The organism is Micromonospora sp. ATCC 39149, from assembly GCF_000158815.1.
GTDB lineage: Bacteria > Actinomycetota > Actinomycetes > Mycobacteriales > Micromonosporaceae > Micromonospora.
The window spans coordinates 968016-981877 of sequence record NZ_GG657738.1 but is presented as its reverse complement, the minus strand read 5'-3'; the positions used below and the strand labels follow the sequence as shown (position 1 = coordinate 981877).

Annotated in this window: 14 protein-coding genes; 10 read left to right on the top strand and 4 right to left on the bottom strand. The window is 70.2% G+C overall.

Annotated elements, in window-relative coordinates:
- Positions 1-28 precede the first annotated feature (28 nt).
- The 3 genes from MCAG_RS03925 to MCAG_RS03915 all read left to right on the top strand — a co-directional run bounded on the left by MCAG_RS03925 (position 29) and on the right by MCAG_RS03915 (position 3092).
- A complete protein-coding gene (locus MCAG_RS03925) occupies positions 29-1201 on the top strand; it encodes an ABC transporter substrate-binding protein (RefSeq protein WP_050777847.1) in 1173 nt (390 codons plus the stop codon).
- An 89-nt stretch (positions 1202-1290) separates the two neighbouring features.
- Positions 1291-2304 (top strand): iron ABC transporter permease, encoded by a 1014-nt coding sequence (locus MCAG_RS03920; protein ID WP_157547860.1) that lies wholly within the window; start codon positions 1291-1293, stop codon positions 2302-2304.
- 44 nt (positions 2305-2348) lie between these two features.
- Positions 2349-3092, top strand: a complete 744-nt coding sequence (locus MCAG_RS03915) for an ABC transporter ATP-binding protein (RefSeq protein ID WP_157547858.1) — start codon at positions 2349-2351, stop codon at positions 3090-3092.
- Between the two features lie 101 nt (positions 3093-3193).
- On the opposite strand, the gene MCAG_RS03910 is transcribed toward MCAG_RS03915, so the two are convergent.
- Complete coding sequence (locus tag MCAG_RS03910) at positions 3194-3640, bottom strand: hypothetical protein (RefSeq protein WP_036372266.1); 447 nt, start codon at positions 3638-3640, stop codon at positions 3194-3196.
- Between the two features lie 363 nt (positions 3641-4003).
- Here MCAG_RS03910 and MCAG_RS03905 point away from each other — a divergent pair, with 363 nt between their 5' ends.
- From MCAG_RS03905 to MCAG_RS03890, 4 genes are all read left to right on the top strand, one after another.
- Positions 4004-4765: a trans-aconitate 2-methyltransferase gene (locus tag MCAG_RS03905; RefSeq protein WP_157547856.1), complete on the top strand. Its 762-nt coding sequence runs from the start codon at positions 4004-4006 to the stop codon at positions 4763-4765.
- Between the two features lie 215 nt (positions 4766-4980).
- Entirely contained in the window at positions 4981-5160 is a 180-nt protein-coding gene (gene rpmF / locus MCAG_RS03900; RefSeq protein WP_036372263.1) for a 50S ribosomal protein L32, read from the top strand.
- A complete protein-coding gene (locus tag MCAG_RS03895) occupies positions 5157-6395 on the top strand; it encodes a GTP-binding protein (RefSeq protein WP_036372260.1) in 1239 nt (412 codons plus the stop codon). Before rpmF ends, MCAG_RS03895 begins: the two co-directional genes overlap by 4 nt.
- An 11-nt stretch (positions 6396-6406) precedes the next feature.
- Entirely contained in the window at positions 6407-7135 is a 729-nt protein-coding gene (locus MCAG_RS03890; protein WP_036372257.1) for a trans-aconitate 2-methyltransferase, read from the top strand.
- A 57-nt stretch (positions 7136-7192) separates the two neighbouring features.
- On the opposite strand, the gene MCAG_RS03885 is transcribed toward MCAG_RS03890, so the two are convergent.
- Positions 7193-7660, bottom strand: coding sequence for an OsmC family protein (locus MCAG_RS03885; protein WP_036372254.1), 468 nt, complete (start codon positions 7658-7660; stop codon positions 7193-7195).
- A 23-nt stretch (positions 7661-7683) separates the two neighbouring features.
- On the opposite strand from MCAG_RS03885, the gene MCAG_RS03880 reads away from it, so the two are divergent.
- Entirely contained in the window at positions 7684-8493 is an 810-nt protein-coding gene (locus MCAG_RS03880) for a hypothetical protein (RefSeq protein WP_036372251.1), read from the top strand.
- Positions 8494-9034: 541 nt separating this feature from the next.
- Positions 9035-10453 (top strand): endo-1,4-beta-xylanase, encoded by a 1419-nt coding sequence (locus MCAG_RS03875; RefSeq protein ID WP_157547854.1) that lies wholly within the window; start codon positions 9035-9037, stop codon positions 10451-10453.
- Positions 10454-10652: 199 nt separating this feature from the next.
- Here the strand turns inward: MCAG_RS03875 and MCAG_RS03870 are convergent, their stop codons facing one another.
- Both MCAG_RS03870 and MCAG_RS03865 read right to left on the bottom strand, forming a co-directional pair.
- Complete coding sequence (locus tag MCAG_RS03870) at positions 10653-12212, bottom strand: MFS transporter (RefSeq protein WP_007071660.1); 1560 nt, start codon at positions 12210-12212, stop codon at positions 10653-10655.
- A gap of 72 nt (positions 12213-12284) precedes the next feature.
- Entirely contained in the window at positions 12285-12941 is a 657-nt protein-coding gene (locus MCAG_RS03865) for a bifunctional 2-polyprenyl-6-hydroxyphenol methylase/3-demethylubiquinol 3-O-methyltransferase UbiG (RefSeq protein WP_036372247.1), read from the bottom strand.
- A 97-nt stretch (positions 12942-13038) separates the two neighbouring features.
- Here MCAG_RS03865 and MCAG_RS03860 point away from each other — a divergent pair, with 97 nt between their 5' ends.
- Positions 13039-13635, top strand: a complete 597-nt coding sequence (locus MCAG_RS03860) for a helix-turn-helix domain-containing protein (RefSeq protein ID WP_036372244.1) — start codon at positions 13039-13041, stop codon at positions 13633-13635.
- Positions 13636-13862: the final 227 nt, after the last annotated feature.

Sequence of the window (13862 nt, the reverse complement as noted above, 5' to 3'; positions counted from 1 at the left end):
GCCGAGAACCCGCATTGGAAAGGCAACCATGAACCCGTACGGCATGGTCCGTCACTGCCTGCGCCGCTTCGTGCGGGCAGTCGGCCTCACCACCGTTGTCGTGGCCGTCGCCGCCGGTACGGCGGCCTGTGGCGGCGGCGACCAGGCGGCCGGCTCCGGCGCAGCCGCCTCGGCCGCCCCGGTGGCGATCAAGGACCACTGGGAGCGCACCGTCCAGGTGCCGGCCAATCCCCAGCGCGTCGTGGTCCTCGAGTGGGAGGGCCTGATCACCAAGTCCATGAAGATCTTCGGTGTCGACAACACCCTGGTCGGTGTCGACTCGGCCACCAAGAAGATGGGACACCGGGCAGCGGTCATCCCGAGCATCGCCAAGGCCGTCGCACTCGGCTCGCCGTGGAGCGGGGTCAACTACGAGCAGCTGGCGGGCCTCAAGCCCGACGTCGTCTTCCTGGAGGCCTGGGTGGCCAGCCAGGAGAACCGGGCGATGCACCAGGAGGTCATCGACAAGATCGAATCACTGGGCGTCCCGGTCGTCGTCCTGATCTCCCCGTCCAACTTCGAGCAGCCGAACATCAGGACCGCTTGGGAGCACATCACCATCACCGGCCAGGTCTTCGGCAAGCAGGCTGAGGCGACCCGGCTCGTCGAGCGGCTGAACGCCGGGCTGGACAAGGTGACGTCGCGGACGAAGGACATCCCGGACGCCGAGCGCACCAAGGTGGCGTACTTCGCCACGATCAACAACGTCATGGGTACGAAGAGCATCCAGTCGTACCTGCTCACCGACGTGGTCGGGGCCCGTAACGTCGCCGGTCCGGGAACGTTCGTGACCATCTCCGAGGAGAAGCTGCTCGCCCTCGACCCGGACGCCATGGTCGTCGCCGGTCACGAGGGCTACCTGGACACCTCACTGATCTACGGGGGCAAGCACGCCGGCCTCAACTGGGCCAACCTGAAGGACATGCGCGCGATCAAGACCAAGCGTCTGGTCGCGTTGGGCTACGACGAGTGGCGGGCCACCGTCGAGACGCCCATCGCGCTGCTGAAGATCGCCAAGCTGGCCTACCCCGACCGGTTCGCCGACGTCGACATCGTGGCCGAGGAGATCGCGTTCTACCGCGACGTCTACGGCCTGGACGAGGCGCAGGCCAAGGCCGCTATCGAGGCGCAGAAGTACGTCGGTGAGTTGGAGGTGAAGTGACGCCACCCGCACCGAGTTCCATCCCCGCGACCCGCCCCACGGCGGGTCGCGGGGATGAAACTCGGTGCGCGTGCGTCGTCTCCGCGCCGGTGAGCAACCGGCGGCGCGCCGTCCTGCTCGTCGTGACCGCAGCGCTGGTGCTGGTCGTCGCCGTGGTGTCGATCACGGTCGGCGCCTACGTCATTCCCGTCGGGGACGTCCTCAAGGTACTCGCCGCCAAGACCGGGCTGACCGACAGCACGAACAGCCTCAACGCCTCGGTGGTCTGGGACATGCGCCTCACCCGGGTCCTGCTCGCCGGAGCCGTCGGCGCCGCCCTCGCCTGCAGTGGTGCGGCGTATCAGGGAACCTTTCGCAACCCGCTGGTCGAGCCGTTCATCCTCGGTGTGTCGGCCGGGGCGGCCTGCGGGGCGGGACTGGCGGTCATGGTCGACGTGCCGCTCTCGATGCAGGTCATGGCGTTCATCTTCGGCATGCTGGCGGTCTGGCTCACCTATACGCTCTCCCGGGTGCGCGGCGAGCGGCCCACCGTCACGCTCATCCTGGCCGGCGTTGTCGTGGGCTCCTTCTTCTCCGCCGTCTTCTCGTTGTTCCAGTACGCCGGCACGGACGAGCAGCTACGCCGCCTCGTCTTCTGGGTCATGGGTGGCTTTTACCGCGCCACCTGGAACGACGTGGCGGTCGTCGTACCCGCCACCGTGATCGGGTGCCTGCTGCTGTGGCGTTTCGGCTGGCGGCTCAACGTGCTCAGCCTGGGCGACGACGAGGCCCGGTCGCTGGGCGTGGACCCGGAGCCGCTGCGCCGCTGGGTCATCGTCCTGGCGACCGCGTTGACCGCCCTGGCCGTGTCGGTCTCGGGCATCATCGCGTGGGTCGGGCTGCTCGTGCCACACGCCGCCCGGATGATGGTCGGCCCCGACCACCGCTTCGTCATCCCACTGTCGGCCACCCTGGGCGCGGTCTTCGTCATGGCCTGCGACGTCCTCGCGCGCACCATCCACACGGGCGAGGTGCCGATCAGCATCATCACGTCCATCCTCGGCGCGCCCTACCTCGTCTACCTGCTGCGTACCCGCGCCACCCACCTCGGAGCGTCGTCATGACCCTGCAAGTGCGCGGGCTGAGCTTCGCGTACGGCGCACATCCGGTGCTCGACCGGATCGGCCTGGATCTGCGCCCGGGTGAGCTGTGCGCCCTGTTCGGTCCCAACGGCACGGGTAAGTCGACGCTCTACCGCTGCATCCTCGGGCACCTGCGCCACGGCGGCACCGTGACCCTGGACGGCGAAGACCTGTCCGGCCTGCGCCCGGCCCAGGTGGCCCGGCGCGTGTCGTACGTGCCGCAGCAGCACACCAACGCGTTCCCGTTCACCGTGCTGGACATGGTCCTGATGGGCCGCACGCCCCACCTCGGCGGCGTGTTCGGGCCCCGCCGCAGCGACGTCCAGGCGTGCGAGCGGGTGCTGGCGCAGGTCGGCCTGGCGGCTGAGCGCGATCAGCTTTACCACACCCTCAGCGGCGGCCAGCGGCAACTCGTGCTGATCGCCCGGGCGCTCGCTCAGGACTGCCAGGTGCTCCTGCTCGATGAACCGACCGCCAGCCTGGATTTCGGCAATCAGATGTTTGTCTGGCGCACCGTCCGCGACCTGGCGCGGCAGGGCCGTGCCGTGCTGGTCTGCACCCATGAACCGAACCACGTGCTGTGGTTCTGCGACCGGGTGCTGGCCCTGGGCCGAGCCGGCCGGCTGCTGGCCGACGGCGTGCCCAGTGAGGTCATCACAACCGAACTCGTCCGCACGCTGTACCCCACGGTGGGCGCCGTCAGCATGACCGGGGCAAGCGTGGTCGCGCCGGTGGATGTTCTTCCGACGCAGCAGTCCGCGTCGGGGTAGAGCTGGGAGACGATGCTGGAGGGCCGACCTCCCCGGCCGTGACGAACTGCGCCGGGTAGCCGAGGGGGCGGCCCCGCCGTTCGAGTCCCTGGCGACCAGCCTCAGTGTTCGTCGTAGTGGCCCTGGTGGGGCGTGTGGCGATGCCCGTCGTGCACGTAGTCGACGTGATCGCCGTGCACCACTGCGGCGTGGCCGCAGCCCTCGCCGTGTACGTGCTCGTGCGCCTCCGCCGTGACGTGCGCCTCCGAGTGGCACTCGTCGTAGTGGCCGTCGTGGTCGACGTGCACGTGGCCGTCGTGCAGGTAGTCAACGTGCCCCTCGTGCTGCACGGCGACGTGACCGCAGGCGTCGCCGTGCCGGTGGCTGTGCTCCTCGGCTGGCGCGTGGGTGGCCGCAGCGCACTCGTCGTAGTGGCCGTCGTGGGCGTGGTGCCGGTGGCCGTCGTGGACGTAGTCCACATGGCCGGCATGCATCGAGGCCAAGTGCCCGCACCCCTCGCCGTGGACATGGGCGTGGGCGTCATGAACTTCGTGCAGCGTGTCGATCATGGCTTCTCCATCTGATTCGGGGTATGCGCCAATCTAGCATGCATCTCTCCGCATATTAGTATGGGTGCACATGTGAGGCATGGGCCGGACCGCCCGCTGGGTCACGGCGCTCGGTGCCCGGCTCACCGTCGCGTTGCGCAGTCCGATTGGGGCGAAAGGGTCGCATCGGCACGAGCCGGCCTGCACGCCCACAATGCGGTCGATGAGGTGGACCCACGGGCGTCGCTCCTTGCCTCCTGGTCACGCTTGCTGAACCGACACGTACGGGGGATATGCCAGTTGTGCGGGCGCGCCGTCCGTCCGATCGGAAATGATTCCCGTTAACTTGTGACGTTCCTGTCCGTCTGTCCTCCGGAGCACTCCATGGCACCCACCACCAGCGCGTCCGGCACCGCGCTCGACCGCGACCAGGTCGTCCGGTGGCGCGCCGCGTGGGCCGAGGTGATGGGCGGTTTCGTGCCCGGCCTGGCCACCCTGGAGGAGATCGTGTGCCGCGCCGCCGAGACGGTGCGCGGCCGGATGCCGAGTCGGGTCCTCGACCTCGGCGGCGGACCCGGCGTGCTGGCCGAACGGATGGCCAACCGGTGGCCCGGCGCCGCCGTCACCGTCATGGACATCGACCCGGTGCTGCTCGCCCTCACCCGCGGCGCCGTTCCGGATCTCGTGCGCAGCCTCGACGGCGACCTGTCGTCCCCCGCCTGGGCGACCCGCGCGGGGGAGGGCTACGACGTCGTCACTGCCGTCATGACCCTGCACTACCTTGCGCCGCCGCAGGCTCGCGCCTTCTACGACGACGCGCGCCGGGTGTTGTCGCCGGGTGGCCTGCTCGTGGTCGCTGACCTCATGCCGGACGACGGCGTGGCCTCCGTGATGAACGCCCTCGATCCTGCCGACGGTGAGGCCGCCGCCGAACTCGCCTGGGCGCAGTGGTGGAGCGACGTTGCCGAAGCGGCGTCCCTGCGGCCCTTGTTCGCCGAGCGCGCCGCGATGTTCCAGGCCCGTCCGCCGGCCGGGTTCACTGCCTCGGCGTCGTGGCACGTCACCGCCGCCCGTGCGGCCGGATTCGCCGAAGCGGGGCTCCTCTGGCGCTGTGGGCGCCACGCCGCCCTCGCCGCCGTGGCCTGACACCGGCACCGTCCGCAAGACCCGGTGACCACCGTGGTGGTGCTCGCGGCGGTCACGGCCGTCCTCACGACCTGACGCTTCGCCGCCGGTCTGGCCGAGTCGACCGCCCTTCGCCTTCTGCGCGCTGCCGCAGCCGTACGGGCAGCACAACTTTACAATGAAACTCATTTCCAATAATGTGCTGTCGTCCCGCCGCCGATCCGACAAGGAAATCCATGGCTGTTCCCAAGCGGCGTACGTCGCGTGCCAACACCCGCCACCGGCGCGCGCAATGGAAGGCCGCCGCCCCCACCCTGGCCGACTGTCCGTGCCCCCGCCGCGAGAAGGTGATCCCGCACCGGGCCTGCACCCACTGCGGCCTCTACCGCGACCGCCAGATCACCGAGCCGCGATGACTGCGGCGGCCTCGACCACACTGCCGGTCACGGTTCTGTCGGGCTTCCTCGGCGCGGGCAAGACCACGCTGCTCAACCACATCCTGAACAACCGGGACGGGCTGCACGTCGCCGTCATCGTCAACGACATGAGCGAGATCAATATCGACGCGACCCTGGTCCGCGGCGGTGGGCAGCTTTCGCGCACCGAGGAGCGCCTGGTCGAGATGACCAACGGGTGCATCTGCTGCACCCTGCGCGACGACCTGCTCGAGGAGGTGGCCCGCCTCGCGGACCAGGGGCGGTTCGACTACCTGCTGATCGAGTCCAGCGGCATCTCCGAACCGATGCCGGTCGCCGCCACCTTCGCGTTCGGCCTCGACGGGGAGGATCGGGTGCTCGCCGACGTCGCCCGCCTCGACACCATGGTGACCGTCGTCGACGCGCCCCACCTCATCGCCATGATCACCGCCGGCGAGACCCTGGAGCAGCGCGGCCTGTCCGCGTACGAGGACGACGCCCGGACGGTCGCCGACCTGCTCGTCGACCAGATCGAGTTCGCCGACGTGGTCGTCGTCAACAAGACCGATCTTGTCGCGGAGGCGGAGCTGGCGCGCGTCGAGGCGCTCGTCACGCGGCTCAACCCCGGGGCACGGCAGATCCGCTCGACATTCGGCCGGGTGGCCCCGGCGGAGCTGATGCACACCGGCCGGTTCGACATGGCCGCCGCCGAGACCGCGCCCGGGTGGGTCGCCGAGCTCAACGGCGAGCACATTCCCGAGACCATCGAGTACGGCATCAGCAGCCTGCTGTTCCGCGCGACGGAACCGTTCCACCCGCAGCGGCTCTGGGATCTGCTGGAGACGGCGGTCGCCCGGTACGGTGTGCTGCGCTCCAAGGGCTTCCTGTGGCTGGCGACCCGCCCCGGTGTGGTGGCGCTGTGGTCGCAGGCCGGCCCGAACGCCCAGTGCGACCCGGTCGGCATCCCGGTCGCGGTCTCCGGCGAGTGGCCGGACGACCCGGCCGAGCGGGCCGACCTCCAGCGGCACTGGGATCCCGTGTACGGCGACCGCCGTCAGGAACTGGTCTTCATCGGCGCAGACCTGCCGGCCGAGGATCTCCGCGACGGATTGCGGCGCTGCCTGCTCACGCCGGACGAGCAGGCGGCGGGCGAGGACGCGTGGCGCCGGCTGCCAGACCCGTTCCCCGCCTGGGAGCTCGGCGACACGGCCGAGCGCCCCACCCATCGACACTGAAAGGTGACCGGATGACGGAGACCACGTCCGACGCCTACTACCGCAGCGGCGAGTTCCTCGACGTGCTGAGCCTCGACGCCTGGGAGCACCTGGGCGGCCCGGTGCGCGCAGCCCTGCAGGGCGCACCGCGCGAGCTGCCGATCGCCGACCTCGGCGCGGGCAGCGGCCTCGGCGTGCTCGTTGCCGCCCGTGCCCTGCCCGGCGCCGAGATCGTTGCCGTCGAGCCGTCCATCGTGCAGCGTGCGGCCCTGCTGGCCCGGGTGGGCACCGACCGGGAGCTGCGCCAGTGCGTCACGGTCGTCGCCGCGGACGCGCAGACCGCTGAGCTGCCGGAGCGGCTGGGCGCCGCTCTGGCGATCAACATGATCGGCCACCTCGCGCCGGATGCGCGCCGGGCGCTGTGGCACCGTCTCGCCGATCGGCTGGCGGCGGGCGCGCCGCTGGTGGTGAACGCGCAGCCGCCCGCCGAGGCGGTGACGGTGCCGGAGTCGGAGTTCGCGGCCGTGCGGGTCGGCCGCCACACGTACCGCGGCAGCGGCTCCGCCGAGCCGGTGAGTGACGGCGAGGTCGCTTGGCACATGCGCTACCAGATCACCGACGACCAGGGCCGGACGGTACGCGACCTGCGCGTGACGTACCGGTGGCACGTCGTGTCGGTTGCGGCGCTGAGCGACGAGCTGGCCGAGGCGGGCTTCACCGTCACGGCGGGCCCGCTGGACGTGCTGCGCGCTGTCCGATGAGCTCGACAGGTCACGGTACCGGCCACGGTGTTCCCCGAGGGATTCCTCGCCTTGGCATCAGGCGGTGCGGACGATCGGGGCGTGGCGGACCGGGAAGTTGACCGAGCTGGCGATGAAGCAGCTGCGGTGCGCGTCGGCGTGCAGCCGCTCGGCGGCGTCCACCATCTCGGGCGCTGCAACGGTCACCTCCGGCCGCAGCACCACCTCGGTGAAGTGGCCGCCGTCGCCGGACTGCTCCATCGTGCCGTGCGCGCGGTCGACGTACCCGGTCACCACGACGCCGGCGACCGCGCACATGTGCAGGTACGACAGCATGTGGCACTGCGACAGCGCGGCGACGAGGAGCTGCTCGGGGTTCCACCGCGTCTTGTCCCCCCGGAACGCCGGGTCCGAACTGCCCTCGATCGGCTCCCGCCCGTCCGCCTCGATCCCGTGGTCGCGGGCGTAGTCGCGGTATCCGCTGGTACCGGTACCCCGGTTGCCGGTCCAGGTGACCACGACGTCGTACGTGTGCGTCCGTCCCATGCCGGCCAGCGTAGTATCGCCGCGTGCGCGGGTTGGACGAGCTCGACCGGGTCGACTGGCAGCGGCTGGATCACGCCTACGGGGACGCCGGCGACGTACCGGACCTGCTCCGCTCGCTGGACGACGAGGACGCCGTGGGGGAGCTCGTCGCGGCGCTGTGCCACCAGGGCACCCGCTTCTCGGCGAGCGCGGCCGCGGTCCCTTACCTCGCCGGGATCGCGCTCGACACGGGCGAAGTGCCACCGCTGATGCTGCTGGGCTTCCTGGCGATCGGCGACGACGACGCGTACGCGTTCCCGCGCCCGCCGGAGGCGGACGGCGCGATGGATCCCGACGCGGTGGCGGCGTACCAGGCGGTGCGCGCGGAGGTGCCGGCCCTGCTGCCGCTGCTCGCCCACGCCGACCCGCGGACGGCCGCGACGGCGGCGTGGCTGGTGTCGTGGTTTCCCGCGCTGGCCGCACAGACCCTGCCGGCGGTGCGGGCCAGCCGTCCCACCACGACCGTCACGATCGCCCGCGGGCTGCTCGGCGACCGCACCGTCGGGCCCGGCGGCTGGGCCGAGGCGGTCGCCGCGCTCTGCGCCGGAGGCACCGACTGGGCGGTCGACGCGGTGCTGGCCTCCGCTCGCCGGCTTGGCGGGTCGGACCTCGTCGACGAGGACCTGCCCTACCTCGGCGGGGACGTCGCCGGCGTCCTGACCTCGGCGCTCCGGCTCTTGCCACCTGAACGCCGTTCCGAGGCGATCGCCACGGTGCGGATCCTCGCCGACCGCGCCAAGCCGCCCTTCGCCACCCGGTTGCGCACAATGCGCGACGCGATGATGGCCGGCTGAGCGCGGGCCCGCCGATCGAGGACTTCCGCGCCGGCCCGCGACCAACCACTCTCCAGCAACTCCTCGACCACCGCCCGCAGCCGTGGTGAGCGGTCGACCGCGTGACCCTTCGGCCGCTGCCGGTCGGCCGTGGCCGACTCGTCGGCGGTCACGGCCCGGCACTGGGTGCGTAGCGCAGGGTCACGGGCGACATCCCGCGGAAGCCACGCTTCGAATGTTTCGGTACCTGTGGCGTCGACGATGGGCCCGATCGAGCGTCGTCCTCTTGGCTAAGTCCGGCGGCCTGGTCGCGCTGCTCTCCCCACCTGCGCGAACGTGCTTCCGCCGGCTCCTCAACCTCTTGGGGGTTTCCGAAACATTTCCGGAAGTTGTTGACAGTGTGACCAGCCGGTATCGATACTGACCTTTTGAAAGACATGCATAAGTATCGATCATTGGCGTCATGTGTTAAGGAGGGCCCGTGAACGGCAGCCTGAGGCAGCGTAAGAAAGTTACTAGAATAGCTTTGCCGACGGCGGTGTTGTTGCTGGTGAGCGGCGCTGTGACGGTTCAGTCCATCGACCCGGCCGCCGCAGCCGAGACCACGCTGCGGGCCGCGGCCGCCAAGGCCGGGCTGTTTTTCGGCGTCGCCGCCTCGCCCAACCGGCTCTACCCGATCGTCGGTCAGGAATTCAACCAACTGACTCCCGAGAACGACATGAAGCCGGACAGGATCGCCACGTCGAGCGGTGGGCTGCAGAACACCGGCGGCGCGGACACCCTGGTCAACCACGCCCAGAGCAACAACATGCTGGTCCGGGGCCACACGTTGGTGTGGCACTCGCAGGCCGGCGCGCTGCAGGGTGCCAGCCAGGCGACGCTGAACACCTTCATCGGCAACGCCATAAACCGCTGGGGCAGCAGGATCGCCTACTGGGACGTCGTCAACGAGGCGCTGGAGGACAACAACACCGGCCGGCGCCGGACCCAGTGGCCGCACACCATGAACCGGGACGCGAACGGCGACGGCGACTTCTTCGACGCCGGCGACACCGACGTCATTCGGGACTCGTTCATCCGGGCCAAGCAGGTCGTGCAGGCCGGCGGGCTGACCACCAAGCTCTGCATTAACGACTACGACGTCGAGGGCCTGACGGTCCAGGGCGGTACCCAGAACCGCAAGGCCAACGCGCTGTACGACATTGTCCGCAACTACCGGCAGTACATCGACTGCGTCGGGTTCCAGGGGCACTTTAACGACAACCCGAACAGCATCATCACCAACGACCTGCAGGCCAACATCCAGCGCTTCGCCGACCTCGGCGTCGAGGTGCACCTCTCCGAGGTGGACATCGACGACGACCTGAGCAACAACGACATCGGCGCCGGTCAGGCGGAGAACTACCGCAAGGTCGTCCGGGCCTGCCTGAACGTCACGAAGTGCACCGGCATCACCGTTTGGGGCATTTCCGACAGCGAGTCGTGGCGCTCCTCCGAGCGGGGCCTGCTGTTCACCGGCGGCAACGGGAGCTACCAGAAGAAGGCCGCCTACCACGCGGTCCTCGATGAGCTGAACAAGGGCCGTAACTCCACCCCGCCGCCGACCACGCCACCGGTCGGCCCGACCACTCTGCCGCCGACGACCCCGCCGGTGACGTCCGCTCCGCCGACCACGCCGCCGAACCCGACCACCGGCTGCTCGGCCACGGTTTCGCTGAACTCGTGGACCGGTGGCTTCGTCGCCACCGTGCGGGTCACCGCCGGCACCTCGCCGATCAACGGGTGGAGCGTCCAGCTCACCCTGCCGCCCGGGGCCACGTTGACCAACGTCTGGAGCGCCAACCGCAGCGGCACCAGTGGCACCGTGCAGTTCAGCAACGTCAGCTACAACGGCTCGGTGAACGCCGGCCAGTACACCGAGTTCGGCTTCCAGGGCACCGGGGCCGCCACCGGCCTGACCCCGGTGTGCACCGCCTCCTGAGCGGCACCTGTCCTGGACGGGCGGCTTGCGCCCGTCCAGGGCAGGCGAGACGGGGCTTTCGAGGTGGAACGTCGCGGACTCGTTGGTCGAGTGCGTGGACGACGATCACGTACCGGTGCGGGCCGTGACCGGCGCACCCTCGTCACCTCCCGTGACGTCAGATCGCGTCGGCTGTGGTCCGGGGTAGCGGTGTCGTCGGTCACCGCGGTTTCGAGCGCCGGCGTTGCGCTGGGTCGGGGCCCCGGGCGAGGACGTAGACGAACAGGACCGCCATGACGGTGGTGCCTGCCCACATCGCCTCCTGCCAGCCGTCGACAAAGGATTCTTGGGCGGCGCGGACGAGTTGGTGCGCCTGGGGCCCGGCTGTGTCGGCGGCTTCGAGGGCGTTGGCGACGCCGCCCCGGGCGGCTTCAGCGGCCCCGGCGGGGACCGCGTCGAGCTTGGCGTCGATGGCGTCGCGGTAGCCGGCCGACAGCACCGCGCCGAGCAGGGCGACGCCGAGTGCGGTGCCCAATTCGCGGGTCACGTCGTTGAGCGCGGACGCGACGCCTTGGTGCCTGCGTGGCAGCGCGCTGGTGATGGCCTCGGTGGACGGGGTCATCGACAGGCCCATACCCAGCCCCATGGCGAGCATGCCGGGCAGCACCGAGAGGTATCCGCCGTCGACGGAGACACGTACCGTCATCAGAGCAAGGCCGGCGCCGCTGAGGAAGATGCCGGAGGCCATCGTCTGCCGGCTGCCGACGCGTGCCGCGATCCGCGGCGCGAGGCCGGAGGCGAACATCATCAGCAGCGCCATCGGCATCAGCGCCAGTGTGGAGCGCAGGCCGGACCAGCCGAGGACGGCCTGGAAGTACGGAAAGAGCACGACGAAGATGCCGGCCTGCACACCGAACACCGCCAGCAGCGACACCGAGCCGCTGGCCAGACCGCGCTGGCGGAAGAGCCGGACGTCGAGGAGGGGCGCCGGCTGGCGCAGCTCCCACGCCACGAAGCCCATGGCGGCGACGGCTCCGACGAGCAGGCTCAACAGCGTCACGGCCGCGGTCCAGCCCCGCGCGGGGCCTTCGTGGAGGACGAAGATGAATCCCAGCACGGCGATCACGGAGGTCAGCGAGCCGATGGTGTCGAACCGGTGCTCCGAGCGCTCGCGAGAGTTCGGGACCGAGCGGAGCGCCATGGCGGTGGCGGCGAGGACGAGCACGACCGGCAGGACGAACAGCCATCGCCAGCTGGCCAGGTCGACCAGGAGGGCCGACAGGTACATCCCTAGGATTCCGCCACCGCCGGCGACGCCGGTCCAGACGCCGATCGCCTTGGAGCGCTCGTCGTCGGGAAAGGTCGAGGTGATGACGGCGAGTGTGACTGGCATGATCATCGCCGCGCCCGCGCCGCTGAGAAGGCGCGCGGCGAGCATGAACCCGGAGGACGGGGCCAGGCCCGCGGCCGCGCTTGCCACCCCGAAGACCGCGAGGCCGGCGAGGAGTACCGGCTTGCGGCCCCACCGGTCACCGACCGCGCCGAGCGGGAGCAGCAGTGCGGCGAGGCTGATCGTGTAGATGTTGATGATCCACAGCACGGTGCCCTGCGGGGCGTCGAACTCGACAGCGAGCTGCGGCTGGGCGACGTTCAGGCCGGACACCGAGGCGATGACCGCCATGAGGGCGATGCAGACCGCGATCAGGATCGCGCGACGTCGGCGCGGGTCCTGGATGATCGGATTGGTGTCGCCCACCTGCGAAGGCAGGTTCGTGCTCATCGGGTTTCCTTTCCAGGGGGCAGGGGACAGGGCACCGGAGCAGGAGCCCTGCGCCCGTGGCGGATGGGGTGGCTAGCGGCGCCGGGTGGCCCGCACGACGACGTCGTGGAGGGAGACCTCCGCGCCGCCGTGACCGATGAGCGTCCGGTGGGTCTCCTCGGCGGTGACGACCTGCCAGGCGGTCTCGTCCAGACGCGCAGTGATGGCCGCGGCGGTGGCCGACGCCTCGGCGGGCGGATGGTGTCCCGTCCCGTGGCTGTGCTGGCCGCCGCCGCTGGTCTCGTGCGTGTGCAGGTGAGCGACGATCAGCAGGGTGCCGCCGGATGCCACCCAGCCGGCGACGCGGTCGTAGAACTGCAGCTGCGGCATCGCAGGGTGCGCGTAGTGGGTTGTGACCAGGTCGAACCGCGTGCCCGGGTCCCAGACGCTCGCGTCCGCCTCGATCCACCGCAGGCGCTCGGACGCGCCGCTCGCCGTCGCCCGCTGCGCGGCGCGGGCGAGTGCCTCGGCCGAGATGTCGACGGCGGTCACCTGCCACCCGCGTGAGGCGAGCCAGATCGCCTCGGCGCCGGCACCGCACCCCGCGTCCAACGCCGTGCCCGGCGCCAGCCCGCTTGTCTCACGAGCAAGATACGGGTTCGGCGGGTTTCCGCCCATGGATCCGGGACCGTCGCCGCTTCCTCGCCGCCAGTGCTGTTCCCAGTACTCCTTGTCGAACTCGTGCGTCATCTGTCGTCCTTCCGCGTCCGTCTCACCAGGTCCAGCGATGGTGACGACCGGGAAGGCATGTCGGCAAAGCCTGTTGCCAAATGGCAAACTGGACGGCATGGACGACACCGTGGAGCGCACGCTCGATGCCGTCGGGCCGAGGCTCAAGCAGCTACGGCAACGGCGCGAGATCACCCTGGCCGACCTGGCCGACGAGACGGGCATCTCCACCAGCACGCTCTCCCGACTCGAGGCCGGCCTGCGGCGGCCCACGCTCGAGCAACTCCTGCCGCTCGCCCGCGCCTACGGCGTGAGCCTCGACGAGCTCGTCGACGCACCGGCCACCGGCAACCCTCGCATCAACCTGCGTCCGATCGCGTGCGGCGACGGATCAACGATCCTGCCGCTGACGCGCAGGCCCGGAGGCATCCAGGCATACAAGTTCGTCCTGCCGCGCGGAGACGACGACGCCGAGCCCGACCTGCGCACCCATGAGGGCTACGACTGGGCCTACGTCCTCAACGGCACGCTGCGGCTGGTCCTGGGCGAGCACGACCTCATCCTCAAACCCGGCGAGGCCGCCGAGTTCGACACCCGCACCCCGCACTGGTTCGGTGCCACCAGCGCCGGCCCCGTCGAGTACCTCAGCCTCATCGGCAGGCAAGGCGAACGGGTGCACGTCCGCACAGCATCCAGGGGCCGGCAGCCCAATTAGCTGGGGGTATCCGAGGAGATGCGGGGGGCTACCACTGTTGGTGGGGCCGATATCTAGATCCGTTTCGCGTGGTTGACACAGAAGTCCCTCGATGGATCGTTGCATCGATGCGCATAACTTCGAAACGCGCAAGGCCAGCTGACCAGTGTTCCCGGTCGTCGTTCGCGGACGATCACCGGGAAGGCGGCAAGCACCGGCTTCCACTCAGTGAAAGCTCCGGTTCCCGC